This is a genomic window from Actinomycetospora flava (assembly GCF_037400335.1).
Lineage (GTDB): Bacteria > Actinomycetota > Actinomycetes > Mycobacteriales > Pseudonocardiaceae > Actinomycetospora > Actinomycetospora flava.
The window spans coordinates 182,304-198,520 of record NZ_JBBEGM010000001.1 but is presented as its reverse complement, the minus strand read 5'-3'; the positions used below and the strand labels follow the sequence as shown (position 1 = coordinate 198,520).

The following is a 16,217-nucleotide window of genomic DNA, read 5'->3' as shown; positions in this document are numbered from 1 at the left end:
CGAGACGACCGAGGCACGAGAGGCAGGGCGAGGTTCAGTGACGGTCCGTATCGGGATCAACGGGTTCGGTCGTATCGGACGGAATGTGTTCCGCGCGCTCGAGAAGCAGCGCGCGGCGGGCACCGCCGACATCGAGGTGCTCGCGGTCAACGACATCACCGACAACAAGACGCTCGGGCACCTGCTCAAGTACGACTCGGTGCACGGCCGCTTCGACGGCACCATCGAGGTCTCCGACGACGCGCTGATCGTCAACGGCCGCAGCATCAAGGCCCTCGCCGAGCGCGACCCGGCGTCGCTGCCGTGGGGCGACCTCGGCGTCGACGTCGTCATCGAGTCGTCGGGGATCTTCACCGACGCCGACTCGGCCGGGAAGCACCTCAAGGCCGGCGCCAAGAAGGTCGTCATCTCCGCCCCGGCCAAGGGCGAGGACCTCACGGTCGTCATGGGCATCAACGACTCGTCCTACGACGGCAGCCAGAGCATCCTGTCCAACGCCTCGTGCACGACGAACTGCGTCGCGCCGATGATCAAGGTGCTGCACGACGCGTTCGGGCTCGAGACCGGCTTCATGTCGACGATCCACGCCTACACCGGCGACCAGCGCATCCACGACGCCCCCCACAAGGACCTGCGTCGCGCCCGCGCCGCCGCGGACAACATCATCCCGACCACCACCGGTGCCGCCCAGGCCACGGCGCTGGCGCTGCCGGAGCTCGAGGGCCGCCTGAACGGCCTGGCCTACCGCGTGCCGGTCATCGACGGCTCGGTCACCGACCTCACCGCGACGCTGAACAGCGACGTCACGGTCGAGCAGGTCAACGCCGCATTCAAGAAGGCCGCCGACGGCGAGCTGAAGAACGTGCTGGTCTACACCGAGGACCCGATCGTCTCCACCGACATCGTCGGCGAGCCCGCGTCCTGCACGTTCGACGCCGGCATGACCAAGGTGCTCGGCAACCGCACGGTGAAGATCGTCGGCTGGTACGACAACGAGTGGGGCTACTCGAACCGCGTCGTCGACCTGACGACGCTCGTGGGCTCCAAGCTCTGATGTCGGGACACGAAGCATCGGATCGAGCACGCCGATGGGGGAGCTGGACCATTCGATGAAGACGCTCGACGACCTCATCGCCGACGGCGTGCAGGACCGCTTCGTCCTGCTGCGGGCCGACCTCAACGTCCCCGTCGACGGCTACACGATCACCGACGACGGCCGCATCCAGGCCGCGCTGCCGACGATCCGCAAGCTCCGCGAGGCCGGGGCGAAGATCGTCGTCACCGCGCACCTGGGCCGGCCGAAGGGCGGCCCGCCGCCCGGGCGCGACCAGGTGGAGAGCCTCTCGGCGGTCGCCGGGCGGCTCGGCCAGCTGCTCGACGAGCGGGTCTTCCTCGCGAAGGACGTCGTCGGCGAGTCGGCCGAGCAGATGGTCGGGCGCATCGAGCCCGGCGGGATCGCGATGCTCGCCAACGTGCGCTGCGACGCGCGGGAGACCGGCAGCGCCGAGGAGCGCGCGGACCTGGCGGCCGCGCTGGCGGCCCTGGTGCCCGGCGGCGCGTTCGTCTCCGACGGGTTCGGCGTGGTGCACCGCGAGCAGGCGTCGGTGGTCGACGTGGCCCGGCGGCTCCCGGCCTACGCCGGCGACCTCGTCGCCCGCGAGACCGAGGTGCTGCGCCGGCTGGTCGGCGACCCGGCCCGCCCGTACGTCGTGATCCTCGGCGGCTCGAAGGTGTCCGACAAGCTCGGGGTGCTGTCGAACCTGCTGCCGAAGGTCGACAAGCTGCTGGTCGGCGGCGCGATGTGCTTCACGTTCCTCGCCGCGCAGGGCCACGACGTCGGCGGTTCGAAGCTCGAGTCCGACCAGATCGACACCTGCAAGGAACTGCTGACCAAGTACGCCGACACGCTCGTGCTGCCGACCGACGTCGTCGTGGCGTCGGAGTTCTCCGCGAACGCGCAGACCCGCACCGTGTCGGTGTCGGAGATGCCCGAGGGCTGGCTGGGCCTCGACGTCGGCCCGGAGACCGTCCGGCTCTTCGGCTCGCACCTGGCGGACGCGGCCACCGTGTTCTGGAACGGCCCGATGGGCGTGTTCGAGATGGCCCCGTTCGCGGCGGGCACCACCGGGGTCGCCGAGGCGGTCGCGGACTCGGCCGCGTTCAGCGTCATCGGCGGCGGCGACTCGGCGTCGGCGATCCGCGCGGCGGGCCTCGACGAGAGCCGCTTCGGCCACATCTCGACCGGCGGCGGGGCCTCCCTGGAGTTCCTCGAGGGCCAGGTCCTGCCGGGCATCGCCGTTCTCGAGGAGGGCGCCTGATGGCCCGCAAGCCGCTCATCGCCGGCAACTGGAAGATGAACCTCAACCACCTCGAGGCCATCGGGGTGACCCAGAAGCTCGCCTTCGCGCTGCCCGGCAAGTACTTCGACGTCGTCGACGTCGCGGTGCTCCCGCCCTTCACCGACCTGCGCAGCGTCCAGACGCTCGTGGACGCGGACTCGATGCCGATCACCTACGGCGGCCAGGACCTCTCTCCGGAGGACTCCGGGGCGTTCACCGGCGACGTGTCGGGGGCGATGCTCGCGAAGCTCGGCTGCACCTGGGTGGTCGTCGGGCACTCCGAGCGCCGCACGATCCACGGCGAGGACGACGAGCTGGTCAACCGCAAGGTGCGCGCGGCCCTGCGCCACGGCCTCACCCCGATCCTGTGCCTGGGGGAGGGCGAGGAGGTCCGCGACGCCGGCGAGCACGTCCCGCACTGCACGGAGCAGCTCGACGCCGCGCTGACGGGGCTGTCGGCCGACGACGTCGCCAAGATCGTCATCGCCTACGAGCCGGTGTGGGCGATCGGCACCGGCAAGACCGCCGGGGTGTCCGACGCCCAGGAGGTGTGCCACGCGCTGCGCGAGCGGGTCCGCGAGGTGCACGGGGGACCGACGGCCGACGGCCTGCGCATCCTCTACGGCGGCTCGGTGAAGTCGAACAACGTCGCCGACCTCGTGAAGTCCGACGACGTCGACGGCGCCCTGGTCGGCGGGGCCAGCCTCGACCCGGAGGGCTTCGCGGAGCTGTGCGCGCTGGCGGCGGGCGGACCGCTTCCCTGACGTCCCGGGCACGATGCCCCGTTCGGCCGCCGGGTCGACGCCGGCCCGTCACCGGGGCGGGGTATCGTGCACCACAAGCGCCGATCCCGCACGTCGGGACGGCCAGAACCCCGCTCACACCGGGCGGGGTCGGCACCCGGAGGTCTCGGACACCGACATGCGACTGTTCCTCGACATCCTGCTCATCGCGTCCAGCGTCCTGCTGGTGCTGCTGGTGCTGCTGCACCGCGGGCGGGGCGGCGGGCTGTCGTCGCTGTTCGGCGGCGGTGTCCAGTCGAGCCTCGCCGGGTCGAGCGTCGTCGAGAAGAACCTCGACCGGCTCACCCTGTTCGTGGGTGCCATCTGGCTGATCTCGATCGTCGGCACCGGGCTGCTCGTCAAGATCGAAGGCTGACGGGCGGCCCGGGCCTCCTGCGGCCGGGCCGCCCCTGGACGCGGAGGTACTCCGGCGATGGCGACTGGCAACGCGATCCGAGGCACCCGGGTGGGTTCGGGCCCCATGGGGGAGTCCGAGCGCGGGGAGAGCGCGGCGCGCACCGTGATCTCCTTCTGGTGCTCCAACGGGCACGAGACGCGCCCGTCCTTCGCGGTCGACGCGGAGATCCCCACGTCGTGGGACTGCCCCCGCTGCGGGCTGCCGGCCAACACCGACGAGAAGAACCCGCCGCCGGCGAAGCGCACCGAGCCGTACAAGACCCACCTGGCCTACGTGAAGGAGCGCCGCTCCGACGCCGACGGCGAGGCGCTGCTCGACGAGGCGCTCGCGAAGCTGCGGGCCCGGCGCGGCGAGAGCTGACATGATGCGGGGTCATGGCGGCTCCAGCTGACACCACAGACACCCGCTTCTCCCTCCCGCAGTCGGCGCTGCCGACGGCGTGGTTCAACGTGGCGCCGCATCTGGCCTCGCCGCTCGACCCGCCGTTGCACCCGGCGACACGGGAGCCCGTCGGCCCCGACGACCTCGCCCCGCTCTTCGCGCAGGAGCTGATCGGCCAGGAGATGTCGGCCGACCCGTGGATCGACATCCCGGGCGAGGTCCTCGACGTCCTGCGCCTCTGGCGGCCCACGCCGCTGGTGCGCGCCCGCCGCCTCGAGAAGGCGCTGGGCACCACCGCGCGGATCTACTTCAAGGACGAGTCGGTGTCGCCCGCCGGCTCGCACAAGCCGAACTCCGCGGTGCCCCAGGCGTTCTACAACGCCAAGGAGGGCATGACGCGCCTGTCCACCGAGACCGGCGCGGGCCAGTGGGGCACGGCGCTGGCGTTCGCGTGCGCGCAGTACGACCTCGAGTGCGCGGTCTACATGGTGCGCAAGAGCTTCGAGCAGAAGCCCTACCGCAAGGTGATCATGGAGACGTGGGGCGGCACCGTCGTCCCGTCGCCGATCGACGACCCGGGCCACCCGGGCTCGCTCGGTGCCGCGATCTCCGACGCGGTCCGCGACGCCGTGGGGCGCGACGACACCCACTACGCGCTCGGCTCCGTGCTCAACCACGTGCTGCTGCACCAGACCGTCATCGGCCTCGAGGCGCAGCAGCAGCTGGCGAGCGCGGGGGAGACCCGGCCCGACGTCGTCATCGCGCCGTGCGGCGGCGGCTCGAACCTGGGCGGCGTCGCGCTGCCGTTCCTGCCCGACCCGTCGGTGCGCCTGCTCGCCGCCGAGCCGGCGTCCTGCCCGACCCTGACCCAGGGCCGCTACGAGTACGACTTCGGCGACACCGCCGGGTTCACGCCGCTGATGAACATGTACACGCTCGGCCACGACTTCGTGCCGCCCGGCATCCACGCCGGCGGGCTGCGCTACCACGGCGACTCGCCGATCATCTCCAAGCTGGTCCACGAGGGCCGCATGGAGGCGGTGGCCCATCGTCAGCGCGCGGTGTTCGAGGCGAACGTGCTGTTCGCGCGCGTGGAGGGCAAGGTCCCGGCGCCGGAGGCCGGCCACGCCATCGCGTCGGTGATCCAGGAGGCCGACGACGCGACGCAGAAGGACGAGGAGCGCGTGATCCTCTTCAACTACTGCGGCCACGGCCTGCTCGACCTCGCCGCCTACCAGGAGTACCTGTCGGGCGAGCTCGTCGACGAGCCCACGGCGTGACCCCGCGCGTTTCCGACCGAAGGGCGCCCTCGGTCGGATAGATGGGCGAGGGGCACCCTTTCGCCAGAACGGGGCGAGGGCCCGCGTTCCGGCGAGGGGTGCCTTCGGTCGGACAGACGGGTGAGGGGCACCTTTCGCCGGAATCGCCACGCCCCGCGGGTTCCGGGCAGCGGGAGGGACCTCGCGGGCGGGCACCGCACCGTGATGAGGTGACGGCATGGTGACCGTCCGGGAGGCGTCCCTGGCCGTGCTGCGCCGCCACGGCATCACGACGATCTTCGGCAACCCGGGTTCGACCGAGCTGCCGATGTTCCGCGACTTCCCCGACGACTTCCGCTACGTGCTCGGCCTGCAGGAGTCGGTGGCGGTCGGCGCGGCCGACGGCTACGCGCAGGGCACCGGGCGGGCGGCGCTGGTGAACCTGCACTCCGCCGCCGGGGTCGGGCACGGGCTGGGCAACGTGTTCACCGCGTTCCGCAACCGGACGCCACTGGTGCTCGTCGCCGGGCAGCAGGCCCGCTCGCTGCTGATCGGCGAGCCGTTCCTGTTCGCCGAGCGCCCGGCGGAGTTCCCCGAGCCCTACGTGAAGTTCAGCCGCGAGCCCGCCCGCGCGGTCGACGTGCCGGCGACGCTGGCCCGCGCCATCCACGTCGCCACGACCCCACCCTGCGGTCCGGTGCTGCTCTCGGTGCCGGTGGACGACTGGGACCAGCCCGCCACGCCGGTGCCCGCCCACGCCGTCGCGGGCACGGTGGCGGGCGACCCCGACGTGCTCGCCGACGTCGCCACCCGCCTCGCCGCCGCACGGTCGCCCGCGTTCCTGGTCGGCGGCGAGGTGGACCGCGACGGGGCGTTCGCCGACGTCGTCGCCCTCGCCGAGCGGCACGCCGCGCGCGTGTACGTCGCGCCGATGTCCCCGCGCTGCGGCTTCCCCGAGCGCCACCGCCTCTTCGGCGGCTTCCTGCCCGCCGCGCACGACGGCATCCGCGCCGCGCTCGACGCCCACGACCTCGTGCTGGTGCTCGGCTCGCCGGTGTTCCCCTTCCACACCGAGGGTGCGGTGCCCGGCGACACCGCCGTCCCCGAGGGCACCGAGCTGATGCAGCTCACCGAGGACCCCGCGCACGCCGCCTGGACGCCCGTCGGGACCTCGGTGGTCACGGGCGTGCGGCACGGCGTGCGGGCCCTGCTCGCCGGGCCGCCCCCGCCGGACCGCCCGCTGCCGGCCCCGGCGCCGCGGGTGGAGCGTGTCGCGGCCGACGGCGACGTCATCACCGAGGCGCTGCTGCTGCAGACCCTCGCCGACCTGCGCCCCGCCGACTCCGTCGTCGTCGAGGAGGCGCCGGCCACCCGCGGGCCGATGCACGCCCATTTGCCCTTCGACCGCGCCGGCAGCTTCTACACCTGCGCGAGCGGGGGCCTCGGCCACGGCCTGCCCGCCGCGGTGGGGATGGCACTGGCGCGCTCCGAGCGGGTGGTCGCCCTGATCGGCGACGGCTCCGCGATGTACGGCATCCAGGCGCTCTGGTCGGCCGCGCAGCTCGGCGTGCCGCTGACGGTCGTCGTGGTGCACAACGCCCGTTACCGCGCCCTCGACCAGTTCGCCGAGCATTTCGGCATCACCAAGCCCGTGGGCACCGCCCTGCCCGGCCTCGACTTCGTCGCCCTCGCCGCCGGCCAGGGCGTCGCGGGGGTGCGCGTCGAGCACCCGGACGAGCTCGAGCCCGCCCTCGCCGACGCGCTGCGGGCGCCCGGACCGGTGGTGCTGGACGTGATCGTCGCCTGACGCGGTCAGGAGTCGACGGGCATGTTCCGCAGCTCCACCGGGCTCGACTTCACGACCGCGGTGACCGTGGCGGCGTGGTCCTGCCAGATCTCGAGGACGCGGTCGAGGTCGGCGACGTCGCGGACCTGCACGCGCATGAGCAGGCAGTCCTCGCCGGTGATCTTGTGGCACTCGACGACCTCGGGCTGCCGGGCGGCGAGCTGCTCGGAGATCTTCCCCTGGCCCAGCGCCGGGCGGACCCGCACCCACGCGGCGATCGGGTAGCCGAGCGCCCCCGGGTCGATGTCGAGGCGGTAGCCCCGGATCACACCCGTGCGCTCGAGGCGCTGCACCCGCTCGGTGACCGCCGGGGCGGACATCCCGACCCGCCGGCCCAGCGCCGACATGCTCTGGCGGGGGTCCTCCTCGAGCTCCGCGAGGATGCGCCGGTTGGTCTCGTCGAGCACCTTGTCGTTCTCCAGGCGCGACGTGCCCCGGACTTCGGAAACTGCAGTCATCTGGCCACTATCCCCGTGAGAACGCCATGGAGTCCAGAGCCTGGGCCTTCGACAATTGTCCTCATCGGCACGACGGACGAGGGGATGGTCGAGATGGTCACGTTCTTCGGGGTGCTCCTGGTGGTCGGGTTCCTGGCGGTCGCGCGCTACGGCGTCGACAGCCGCAGCGGCTCCGACCCCACCGGTCGCGACCCGGCCTGGCCGGTGACGCGCCGGCCGCACACGCTGCGCGGGGACGCGGTGCTGCTGGGCGAGCTGGCCCGCCGGATCGACGCCCACCGGCGGCTGTGGGCCGCCTACGACCGCAGTCTGCGACCGTGGGAGACCGACGAGCAGGAGCGGCGCGAGCTCACACGACGGTCGTGAGCGTGGTGGTGTCGACGCCGAGGGAGTCCCACGCCTCGGCGAGCCGCGCGACGGCGTCGTCGAGGGCGTCGGGGGAGAGGGTGTAGGGCAGGCGCAGGTACTGCTCGAACGCGCCGCCGGTGGCGAAGCGGGGCCCGGCGGCGAGGTGCACGCCGAACCGCCCCGCCGCCTCCACCAAGGCGCTCGAGCGCGGGACGCCGAGATCGACCCAGAGGCTGAAGCCGCCCGAGGGGTTCGGCACCCGCCACTCCGGCAGGGCCCGCGCGAGCGCCCCGCGCAGGTGGTCGCGGCGCTGGGCCAGCACCCCGCGGCTCTGCTCCACCAGCTCGTCCAGGCGCTCGAGGAGGCCGACCGCCACGAGCTGCTCGAGGACCGGCGTGGAGATGTCGTCCGAGGCCCGGGCGGCCGCGATCCGGCGCAGGAGGGTCCGGGGGGCCCGCAGCCACCCGATGCGCAGCCCGCCCCAGACCGTCTTCGACAGGCCGCCCGTGGTGATCACCGGCGTGCCACCGGCCCAGGCGCCCAGCGGCGGCGGGACCGGGGTGTCGAGCCACATGTCGCGCAGGCAGTCGTCGACCACCAGCGTGACCCCGTGGCGCCCGGCGGCGGCCACCACGGCGGCCCGGGTCTCCGGGCTCATCACCGCGCCCGTCGGGTTCTGGTGGTCGACGACGAGGTAGCCGAGCGTGGGCGTCGCGGCCCGCATCGCCGCGGACAGCGCGTCGAGGTCCCAGCCCGGCCGCCCGCTGGCTGGGTCCTCGACCATCGCGACCGGCACCGCCCGCGCCGAGACGTGGCGGCACAGGTCGATGGCGCCGGGGTAGGTGGGCTGCTCGATGAGCACGCGGTCGCCGGGACGCACCAGCGTGCGGGCCACGAGGGAGTGGGCGTGCTGGGCGCCGGCGGTGATCATCACCTCGTCGGCGGAGGTCCGCAGGCCCTGCGCGGTGAGCCGGGCGGCGACGGCCTCGCGCAGCGCGGGCAGGCCGAGGACGTCGTACCCGGTGGAGGCCAGGTGCATCGGCAGCTCGGCGAGGGCGCGGGCCGCCGCGGCGCCCATCGCCTCCATCGGCGCCCAGGGGGCCGCGTGCGCGAGGTCGATGACCGCGCGGTCGCCGAGCTGCCCGGTCGGCGTGCCCATCGGCGCGAAGGGCGCGATGGCCGAGGGCCCGACGGGCAGCGGCCCGTCGAGCGGCGTCCCGCCGGTTGCGCCCGACGCCGGCGTCGCGGGCGACGCGGTCCACGTGCCCGACCCGCGGCGGCGCACGAGGTAGCCGTCCTCGCGCAGCTCCTGGTAGGCGGCCGCGACCGTCCCGCGCCCGACGCCGAGGGCCACGGCGAGCTCGCGCTCGCTGGGCACCCGCGTCCCCACCGCGAGGCGGCCGTCGGACAGCAGCGTGGTGATCCGGCCCGCCAGCGCGGCCTGCGCGCTGACCCCCGGACCGGCGCCCTCGCGCCATCCGCCGAGCAGGCGGGCCAGGCTCCCGGCGCCGAGGTGGTCGTCCATGCCACACAGTCTGCCACTTCTGCCACTATGGGTGCCACTTGCTCGTGATTGGCCGTGGCGCGCGCTGCCAATGGAAGCCACTCTGGATGACGTCCAGCCACTTCTCCCCGAGGAGCCTCCGATGGTCATCACCGTCACCGTGCTCGGCGTCGCGGTCGTCGCCGGGCTCCTGCTCGTCGCGCGCTACGGCGCCGACTCCCGTCCCACCGGCGACCCCACCGGTCGCGACCCGATGTGGCCGTCCCGCCCGACCCGCGAGCACACGCCCGCCTCGGACCTGCGGCTCGTGCGTGCCTGGCTCGCCCACCGCCGCTGCTGGGAGCTCTTCGAGCAGACCCTGCGGCCGTGGGAGGCGGACGCTCAGCGCAGCCCGTCGAGGACCGCGGTGGCGCCCCGCTGGAGCAGCACCCAGTCGAACCCCAGCGCGATCACCTGGTAGCCGCGGTCGGCCATCGCCCGGGCCTCGGCCGGCGAGAACGCGTTGCCGCCGAGCACCACGGGGCTGTCGAGGACGGCGGCCTCGGCCCGGGCGACGGCGGCCTGCACCTCGGGATGGTCGGGCCGCCCGCGGTGGCCCATGCTCACCGCGAGGTCGTGGGTGCCGATCACCGCGGCGTCGACGTCCCCGGCCCGCCACCGGGCCCGCAGCCCGGTCACGCCCCACCGCCCATGTGTCCGCCCCCTCGGCGCAACGTCTGCCGCCGTGGGGCCGATCCTGCCGCGCCTCAGAGCTGCGCGGCAGCCTCCTGGTCGAGCAACCAGAGCGTCCGCTCGGTCCCGCGCAGGCCGGCGATCGGGACGTCGATCTCCGACGCGCCGCCGTGCGCCCGCGCGAGCGCCTCGGCCTTGCCGCCACCCGCCGCGACGAGCCAGATCTCGCGGGCGTGGCGGGCCGCCGGCAGCGTGAGGCTCACGCGCGTCGGCGGCGGCTTCGGGCAGTCGCGCACCCCGACGACACCGGCCCCGCCGGCGTGCACGGCGGGGGAGTCGGGGAACACCGACAGCACGTGGCCCTCGGGGCCGCAGCCCGCGAGCAGCACGTCGAAGGCGGGGATCGCCTCCGTGCCGCCCAGCCGGGTCGCGGCGGCCGACAGGGTCTTGGCGTAGGCGTCGGCCGCGAGGTCCGGGTCGCCGCCACCGGCGTCCTCGGGGGCGTCGGAGGCCGCCATCGGGTGCACGCGCGCCGGGTCGAGCGGCAGCGCGTCGAGCAGCGCCTCGCGGGCCTGGGCGTCGTTGCGCTCGGCGTCGCCGGCGGGGACGAAGCGCTCGTCGCCCCAGAACACCTCGACCGATCCCCAGTCGACGGCGTCGCGGCGCGCGGACGCCGCGACCTCCCGCAGCATCGCGATGCCGATCCCGCCGCCGGTGAGCACCACCGAGGCGAGGCCCCGCGCGGCCTGGGCGGCGGCGAGCGCGGTCAGCAGCCGGTCGGCGGCGTCGCGGGCCGCGGTGTCCTCGTCGGCGTGGACGACGATCTCCGTGGTCATGCGCTCACCTTCTTCGTCGCCGACCGCGAGCGTCCCGGCGGCTTGTTCTGCGAGGCCTCGAGCGCCTCGGCGAAGATGTCGTCGGGGTCGAGGCGGCGCAGCTCCTCGGCGAGGCACTCACGGGTCGTGCGCCGGGACAGGGCCACGCGGCGGTCGGGCTGGCCCGGCTGGGACAGCACCGCGCTCTTCGCGTCGAGGCGGCGCAGCTCCACCGCCCCGCCGGCGCGCTCGAGGCGCACGGCGGCGATCTGGCCGCCCTGCCCGCCGGGCACGTCCTCGCTCCTCCGGGTCACCGGGCAGTGCAGGCGCGACGAGAGCCAGCCCGCGAGCAGGTCGGTGGACGCGGAGTCCGGCGCGCCGGACACGGTCGCCCCGGTGATCCGCTCGTGCGGGGGCTGGTCGAGCGCCGCGGTGAGCAGCGCGCGCCAGCTCGTGATGCGGCTCCACGCGAGGTCGGTGTCGCCCGGGTGGTAGCGCTGGCGCATCTTGGCGAGCGCCTTCGACGGCGACTTCGCCGACGAGACGTCGGTGATCCGGCGCCCGGCGACGCTGCCCACCGGGTCCTCGGCGGGCACCGCGGGCGCCTCGCCCGGCCACCACGCCACGATCGGCGCGTCGGGCAGCAGCAGCGGCACGACGATCGCCCCACCCTGGTCGGCCAGCGGCCCGTACATACGCAGCACGATGACCTCGCTGGCGCCCGCGTCGCCGCCGATGCGGATCTGGGCGTCGAGGCGCGAGGCCGCCCGGCGCACGCCCCGGGCCAGGACGAGCACGCGGCAGGGGTGCTCACGGCTCGCGTCGTTGGCGGCCTGGATGGCGGCCTCGGCCTCCGGGCCGTCCTCGGTGATGATCAGCAGCGTCAGGACGCGGCCGAGCGCCACCGCCCCCGCGCTCTCGCGCAGGTCGACCATCGTGCGGTTGACCGCCGACGTGTCCGTCGACGGCAGGTCCACGATCACGGGAAGTCCCTTCGGAGAGGCGTCAGGGCCGGCGCCACTGGCGCCCGGTGCGCTCGAGCAGCACGTCGGCCGACGGCGGGCCCCACGTGCCGGCCGCGTAGCTGTCGGGGGAGCCCTCGCGGTGCCACTTGTCGATCACGGGGTCGAGGATCCGCCAGGACAGCTCGACCTCGGTGTTGGTCGGGAACAGCGACGGCTCGCCGAGCAGGACGTCGAGCAGCAGGCGCTCGTAGGCCTCCGGCGAGGCCTCGGTGAACGCCGTGCCGTAGCCGAAGTCCATCGTGACGTCGCGGACCTCCATGCCCGAGCCCGGCACCTTCGAGCCGAACCGCAGGGTGACGCCCTCGTCCGGCTGCACGCGCACGACCAGCGCGTTCTGGCCGAGCTCCTCGGTCATGGTCTGGTCGAACGGCAGGTGCGGGGCCCGCTTGAACACCACGGCGATCTCGGTGACCCGCCGCCCCAGGCGCTTGCCGGTGCGCAGGTAGAACGGCACGCCCGCCCAGCGCCGGGTGTTCACCGAGCAGGTGATCGCCGCGTAGGTCTCGGTGACCGAGTCCGGAGGGAAACCCTCCTCCTGCTGCAGGCCCTTGACCTCCGAGCTGCCCTGCCACCCCGCGGTGTACTGGCCGCGGGCGGTGGTCTCGTCGATCGGCTCGGCCAGGGTCGTGGCCGACAGGACCTTGATCTTCTCCTCGCGCAGGTCGTGCGGCGAGAAGGAGACCGGCTCCTCCATCGCGGTGAGCGCGAGCAGCTGCAGCAGGTGGTTCTGGATGACGTCGCGGGCCGCGCCGATGCCGTCGTAGTAGCCGGCGCGCCCGCCCACCCCGATGTCCTCGGCCATCGTGATCTGCACGTGGTCGACGTGGTGGGCGTTCCAGATCGGCTCGAACAGCTCGTTGGCGAACCGCAGCGCCAGCAGGTTCTGGACGGTCTCCTTGCCGAGGTAGTGGTCGATCCGGAAGACCGAGTCCTCGGGGAAGACGTCGTTGACGATCCCGTTGAGCTCCTGCGCCGAGCGCAGGTCGTGGCCGAACGGCTTCTCGATGACGACGCGGCGCCAGACGTCGCCCTCGTCGTCGGCGAGGCCCGACCGCGAGAGCTGCTTGCACACGGTCGGGAACGCCGACGGCGGGATCGACAGGTAGAACGCGTGGTTGCCGTTGGTGCCGCGCTCGCTGTCCAGCTCGGCGACGCAGGCGGCGAGGTTGTCGAACGCCTCGTCGTCGTCGAACGTGCCCTGCACGAAGCGCAGGCCCTCGGCGAGGCGGTCCCACACCTCCTGGCGGAACGGGGTGCGGGAGTGCTCGCGCACCGCGTCGTGCACGACCTCCGCGAAGTCCTGGTCGGCCCAGTCGCGGCGCGCGAACCCGACGAGCGCGAAGCCCGGCGGCAGCAGGCCGCGGTTGGCCAGGTCGTAGATGGCGGGCATCAGCTTCTTGCGCGCCAGGTCACCGGTGACCCCGAAGAGCACCAGCCCCGAGGGCCCGGCGATGCGCGGGAGCCGCTTGTCCCGCGCATCGCGGAGAGGATTGATCCAGTCCTCGTGCCCCGTCGCAGGGGTCACCGACTCACCGCCCGCACCGCGTTCGCGAGCGCCACCAGCCCGGCCGCGCGGTCGGCCAGGTGCAGCCGCAGGACGGGACGGGGCGAGCCCCCGTTCTTGGCCGCCGCGAGCACGCCGGCGTCGCCGCGGGCCTGCGCGTGCTCGAGCGTACCGAACGAGAACGGCTGCCCGGGGATCGCCAGATCGTCGGCGACCGAGCCCGTGACCTGCAGGAACACGCCGTTCTGGTGGCCGCCCTTGTGGTACTGGCCGGTGGAGTGCAGGAACCGCGGGCCCCACCCGAACGTCGTCTGCAGGCCCGTGGCCTTGGCCAGCTCCGGGCGCAGCGTCGCGAACGACGCGTCGTCGAGCCGGTCGAGGTAGGCCTGGATCGCGATGTAGCCGTGGTCCGGCGCGGCATCAACCAGCGCCTGGAGCGCGTCGATCACCGTCTCCGGCGTCCCGAGCCAGCTCGCGTCGCCCGCCGCGCGGATCTCGATGACGCCGTCGGTCGCGATCGGGGCGTCGTCGGCCCCTCCGTTCGACCCGGCGTCGCCGGCACCGCTCTCGGCGGAGGCGAGCAGGTCGCGCGTGGCCTGCTTCGCCGACTCGACGTCGGGCTGGTCGAACGGGTTGATGCCGATGAGGCGCCCGGCCAGCGCGACCGCGTGCTCCCAGAGCAGGAACTGCCCGCCGAGCGTGCCGGTGACCGACACCTGGGCGCCCGCGTCCGCCGGGCCGATCGCCACGGGGGTGGCGTCGCTGCCGTGGTCGCTGAAGCCCGGGGCTGTCCCAGGATCCGATGTGGGTCTGCCCTCGACGACCACCGGGAGCAGGCCGGTCCCCTGCTTGCCCGTGGACTCGGCGATGAGCTGCTCGGCCCAGTTGCCGAAGCCGACGAGCCCGGAGCCGGTGTCGGCGAGGACGAGCTTCTCGGCGCCGGCGTTGTGGGCCGCGGCCATGGCCGCCGCCAGCACGACCGCCGGGTTGTCGGCGCTGTCGCGCGCGAGCTCCGGGGCCACCGCGGCGGCCTCGTCGAGCAGCTCGCCGATGTCGACGCCCGTGAGCGCCGAGGGCACGAGCCCGAAGGCGGTGAGCGCCGAGTAGCGCCCGCCGACCCCGGGGTCGGCCTCGACGAGCTTGCGGTAGCCCTCGTCGCGGGCGAGGTCGGCGAGCTTCGTGCCCGGGTCGGTGACGACGACCATCCGCGACGCGGCGTCGATGCCGTTGGCCTCGAAGACCTCGGTAAACACGCGGCGCTGGCTGTCGGTCTCGACGGTGCCGCCGGACTTCGACGACACGACGAGCACCGTGCGGGTCAGGTCGCCGGCGAGCGCGTCGGAGACCTGCATCGGGTCGGTGGTGTCGAGCACGACCAGCGGGAACTCGCCGCCCACCGACCCGCCCGAGCGCGTCGCGCAGATGACCTCCGGTGCGAGCGACGAGCCGCCCATGCCCGCGAGCACGACGCGGTCGACGCCGTCGTCGTGCAGCTCGCGGCGCAGGGCGGCGAGCTCGTCCACCAGCGGGCGCGACGTCTCGTGCAGGCTCACCCACTCCAGGCGCTTGCTCGCCTCGGGCTCGGCGTCCGGGCCCCACAGGGTGGCGTCCTTCGCCGACAGCTTGGACGCCGCGCCGTCGCCGACGAGCTTCTCGACCAGCGCGTTCGCGGCGTCCGCGAGCGCCCGGTCGACGATGCGAACCTCGGCGCCGGCACTCACTTCTGCCCCGGGCTGCGGCGGGTGAGCTGGTCGGAGACGGTCTCGGTGAGCTCGGACCAGGAGTCGTCGAACTTCTTGACGCCCTCGTCCTCGAGCACCTGGTAGACGTCGTCGACGTCGATGCCGACGTGGGCGAGGCTCGCGAACACCTCGCGGGCCGCGTCCTCGGTGCCCGTCACGGCGTCGCCGTGCAGCTCGCCGTGGTCCGCGAACGCACGGAGCGTGGCCTCCGGCATCGTGTTCACGGTGTTCGGGGCGACCAGCTCGGTGACGTAGAGCGTGTCCGGGTAGGCCTTGTTCTTCACGCCGGTCGAGGCCCACAGCGGGCGCTGCGGCTTGGCGCCCGCGCCCTTGAGCGCCGCCCAGCGCTCGGTGCCGAACACCTCGAGGAACGCGGCGTAGGCGAGGCGGGCGTTGGCGATCGCCGCGGTGCCGCGCAGGTTCAGCGCGGCCTCGCTGCCGATCGCGTCGAGGCGCTTGTCGACCTCGGAGTCGACGCGCGAGACGAAGAACGACGCGACCGAGGCCATGCCGGTGAGGTCGTGCCCGTTGGCGCGGGCCTGCTCCATGCCGGCGAGGTAGGCCTCCATGACCTCGCGGTAGCGCTGCACCGAGAAGATCAGGGTGACGTTGACGCTGATGCCCTCGGCGAGCGTGCGCGTGATCGCCGGGATGCCCTCGCGGGTGGCCGGGATCTTGATCATCAGGTTGGGCCGGTCGACCGTCTTCCACAGGTCGGCGGCCTCGGCCACGGTGGCCTCGGTGTCGTGGGCCTTGCCCGGGTCGACCTCGAGGGACACGCGCCCGTCGACGCCGCCGGTCTGCTGCCACACGCCGCGGAACACGTCGCAGGCGCGGCGCACGTCCTCGGTGGTGAGCTCGCGGATCGCGTCCTCGACCGAGGCACCGCGCGCGGCGAGCGCGTCGAGGTCCTCGGCGTAGTGGTCGGCGTCCGCGAAGGCGCTCGCGAAGATCGTCGGGTTGCTGGTGACGCCGACGACGTGGTCGTCCTGGATCAGCGACGTCAGGTTGCCGGACTCGATGCGCTGGCGGGACAGGTCGTCCAGCCAGATGGAGACGCCGGCCGCGGAGAGGTCGGCGAGGGGGGTGTCGGTGGCCATGAGGGTGTCCTCCTCGAGACGCGC

General features: G+C 73.8%; 17 protein-coding genes. 9 read left to right on the top strand and 8 right to left on the bottom strand.

Annotation, left to right across the window (positions count from 1 at the left end; translation table 11 throughout):
* Nucleotides 1–37: 37 nt before the first annotated feature.
* The 7 genes from gap to mdlC all read left to right on the top strand — a co-directional run bounded on the left by gap (nucleotide 38) and on the right by mdlC (nucleotide 6,986).
* Nucleotides 38–1,054: a type I glyceraldehyde-3-phosphate dehydrogenase gene (gene gap, locus WCD58_RS00955; protein WP_337698757.1), complete on the top strand. Its 1,017-nt coding sequence runs from the start codon at nucleotides 38–40 to the stop codon at nucleotides 1,052–1,054.
* Between the two features lie 55 nt (nucleotides 1,055–1,109).
* Nucleotides 1,110–2,318 carry a phosphoglycerate kinase gene (locus WCD58_RS00950; RefSeq protein ID WP_337698756.1) on the top strand — a complete coding sequence of 403 codons (1,209 nt, stop codon included), beginning with the start codon at nucleotides 1,110–1,112 and terminating at the stop codon, nucleotides 2,316–2,318.
* On the top strand, nucleotides 2,318–3,103 hold the full coding sequence (tpiA, locus tag WCD58_RS00945; protein WP_337698755.1) for a triose-phosphate isomerase: 786 nt from the start codon (nucleotides 2,318–2,320) through the stop codon (nucleotides 3,101–3,103). The genes WCD58_RS00950 and tpiA overlap by 1 nt, the downstream gene beginning before the upstream one ends.
* A 157-nt stretch (nucleotides 3,104–3,260) precedes the next feature.
* On the top strand, nucleotides 3,261–3,497 hold the full coding sequence (gene secG, locus WCD58_RS00940; RefSeq protein ID WP_116707491.1) for a preprotein translocase subunit SecG: 237 nt from the start codon (nucleotides 3,261–3,263) through the stop codon (nucleotides 3,495–3,497).
* Nucleotides 3,498–3,554: 57 nt separating this feature from the next.
* Nucleotides 3,555–3,899 carry an RNA polymerase-binding protein RbpA gene (locus tag WCD58_RS00935; protein ID WP_337698754.1) on the top strand — a complete coding sequence of 115 codons (345 nt, stop codon included), beginning with the start codon at nucleotides 3,555–3,557 and terminating at the stop codon, nucleotides 3,897–3,899.
* A gap of 14 nt (nucleotides 3,900–3,913) precedes the next feature.
* Nucleotides 3,914–5,200, top strand: a complete 1,287-nt coding sequence (locus WCD58_RS00930; protein ID WP_337698753.1) for a TrpB-like pyridoxal phosphate-dependent enzyme — start codon at nucleotides 3,914–3,916, stop codon at nucleotides 5,198–5,200.
* A 217-nt stretch (nucleotides 5,201–5,417) separates the two neighbouring features.
* A complete protein-coding gene (gene mdlC, locus WCD58_RS00925) occupies nucleotides 5,418–6,986 on the top strand; it encodes a benzoylformate decarboxylase (RefSeq protein ID WP_337698752.1) in 1,569 nt (522 codons plus the stop codon).
* A gap of 5 nt (nucleotides 6,987–6,991) precedes the next feature.
* Here mdlC and WCD58_RS00920 read toward each other — a convergent pair whose 3' ends face one another.
* Nucleotides 6,992–7,483 carry an Lrp/AsnC family transcriptional regulator gene (locus WCD58_RS00920; protein WP_337698751.1) on the bottom strand — a complete coding sequence of 164 codons (492 nt, stop codon included), beginning with the start codon at nucleotides 7,481–7,483 and terminating at the stop codon, nucleotides 6,992–6,994.
* 84 nt (nucleotides 7,484–7,567) lie between these two features.
* Between WCD58_RS00920 and WCD58_RS00915 the strand changes: the two genes are divergently transcribed.
* The gene (locus WCD58_RS00915; RefSeq protein WP_337698750.1) at nucleotides 7,568–7,849 is read left to right on the top strand and encodes a hypothetical protein; all 282 of its coding nucleotides are present in this window, start codon (nucleotides 7,568–7,570) and stop codon (nucleotides 7,847–7,849) included.
* Here WCD58_RS00915 and yczR read toward each other — a convergent pair.
* A complete protein-coding gene (gene yczR, locus WCD58_RS00910) occupies nucleotides 7,833–9,356 on the bottom strand; it encodes a MocR-like transcription factor YczR (RefSeq protein WP_337698749.1) in 1,524 nt (507 codons plus the stop codon). The genes WCD58_RS00915 and yczR overlap by 17 nt on opposite strands.
* 121 nt (nucleotides 9,357–9,477) lie before the next feature.
* Here yczR and WCD58_RS00905 point away from each other — a divergent pair, with 121 nt between their 5' ends.
* Nucleotides 9,478–9,795: a hypothetical protein gene (locus tag WCD58_RS00905; protein ID WP_337698748.1), complete on the top strand. Its 318-nt coding sequence runs from the start codon at nucleotides 9,478–9,480 to the stop codon at nucleotides 9,793–9,795.
* Here WCD58_RS00905 and WCD58_RS00900 read toward each other — a convergent pair.
* The 6 genes from WCD58_RS00900 to tal form a co-directional block, all read right to left on the bottom strand.
* Nucleotides 9,717–10,013, bottom strand: a complete 297-nt coding sequence (locus WCD58_RS00900) for an aldolase/citrate lyase family protein (protein ID WP_337698747.1) — start codon at nucleotides 10,011–10,013, stop codon at nucleotides 9,717–9,719. The genes WCD58_RS00905 and WCD58_RS00900 overlap by 79 nt on opposite strands.
* Nucleotides 10,014–10,081: 68 nt before the next feature.
* Nucleotides 10,082–10,843, bottom strand: a complete 762-nt coding sequence (gene pgl, locus WCD58_RS00895; RefSeq protein WP_337698746.1) for a 6-phosphogluconolactonase — start codon at nucleotides 10,841–10,843, stop codon at nucleotides 10,082–10,084.
* The gene (locus tag WCD58_RS00890) at nucleotides 10,840–11,805 is read right to left on the bottom strand and encodes a glucose-6-phosphate dehydrogenase assembly protein OpcA (RefSeq protein ID WP_337698745.1); all 966 of its coding nucleotides are present in this window, start codon (nucleotides 11,803–11,805) and stop codon (nucleotides 10,840–10,842) included. Before WCD58_RS00890 ends, pgl begins: the two co-directional genes overlap by 4 nt.
* 22 nt (nucleotides 11,806–11,827) lie before the next feature.
* Complete coding sequence (zwf, locus tag WCD58_RS00885) at nucleotides 11,828–13,372, bottom strand: glucose-6-phosphate dehydrogenase (protein WP_337698744.1); 1,545 nt, start codon at nucleotides 13,370–13,372, stop codon at nucleotides 11,828–11,830.
* Nucleotides 13,369–15,072 carry a phosphoglucose isomerase-related protein gene (locus tag WCD58_RS00880; RefSeq protein WP_337698743.1) on the bottom strand — a complete coding sequence of 568 codons (1,704 nt, stop codon included), beginning with the start codon at nucleotides 15,070–15,072 and terminating at the stop codon, nucleotides 13,369–13,371. The genes zwf and WCD58_RS00880 overlap by 4 nt, the downstream gene beginning before the upstream one ends.
* On the bottom strand, nucleotides 15,069–16,193 hold the full coding sequence (gene tal, locus WCD58_RS00875; RefSeq protein ID WP_337698742.1) for a transaldolase: 1,125 nt from the start codon (nucleotides 16,191–16,193) through the stop codon (nucleotides 15,069–15,071). Before tal ends, WCD58_RS00880 begins: the two co-directional genes overlap by 4 nt.
* Between the last annotated feature and the right edge of the window lie 24 nt (nucleotides 16,194–16,217).

Bases quoted from the DNA above. Each gene is read 5' to 3' on its own strand.
- WCD58_RS00950 (WP_337698756.1), top strand. From the start codon at position 1,110: ATGAAGACGCTCGACGACCTCATCGCCGACGGCGTGCAGGACCGCTTC.
- tpiA (WP_337698755.1), top strand. From the start codon at position 2,318: ATGGCCCGCAAGCCGCTCATCGCCGGCAACTGGAAGATGAACCTCAAC.
- secG (WP_116707491.1), top strand. From the start codon at position 3,261: ATGCGACTGTTCCTCGACATCCTGCTCATCGCGTCCAGCGTCCTGCTG.
- WCD58_RS00935 (WP_337698754.1), top strand. From the start codon at position 3,555: ATGGCGACTGGCAACGCGATCCGAGGCACCCGGGTGGGTTCGGGCCCC.
- WCD58_RS00930 (WP_337698753.1), top strand. From the start codon at position 3,914: ATGGCGGCTCCAGCTGACACCACAGACACCCGCTTCTCCCTCCCGCAG.
- mdlC (WP_337698752.1), top strand. From the start codon at position 5,418: ATGGTGACCGTCCGGGAGGCGTCCCTGGCCGTGCTGCGCCGCCACGGC.
- WCD58_RS00920 (WP_337698751.1), bottom strand. From the start codon at position 7,483: ATGACTGCAGTTTCCGAAGTCCGGGGCACGTCGCGCCTGGAGAACGAC.
- WCD58_RS00915 (WP_337698750.1), top strand. From the start codon at position 7,568: ATGGTCGAGATGGTCACGTTCTTCGGGGTGCTCCTGGTGGTCGGGTTC.
- yczR (WP_337698749.1), bottom strand. From the start codon at position 9,356: ATGGACGACCACCTCGGCGCCGGGAGCCTGGCCCGCCTGCTCGGCGGA.
- WCD58_RS00905 (WP_337698748.1), top strand. From the start codon at position 9,478: ATGGTCATCACCGTCACCGTGCTCGGCGTCGCGGTCGTCGCCGGGCTC.
- pgl (WP_337698746.1), bottom strand. From the start codon at position 10,843: ATGACCACGGAGATCGTCGTCCACGCCGACGAGGACACCGCGGCCCGC.
- tal (WP_337698742.1), bottom strand. From the start codon at position 16,193: ATGGCCACCGACACCCCCCTCGCCGACCTCTCCGCGGCCGGCGTCTCC.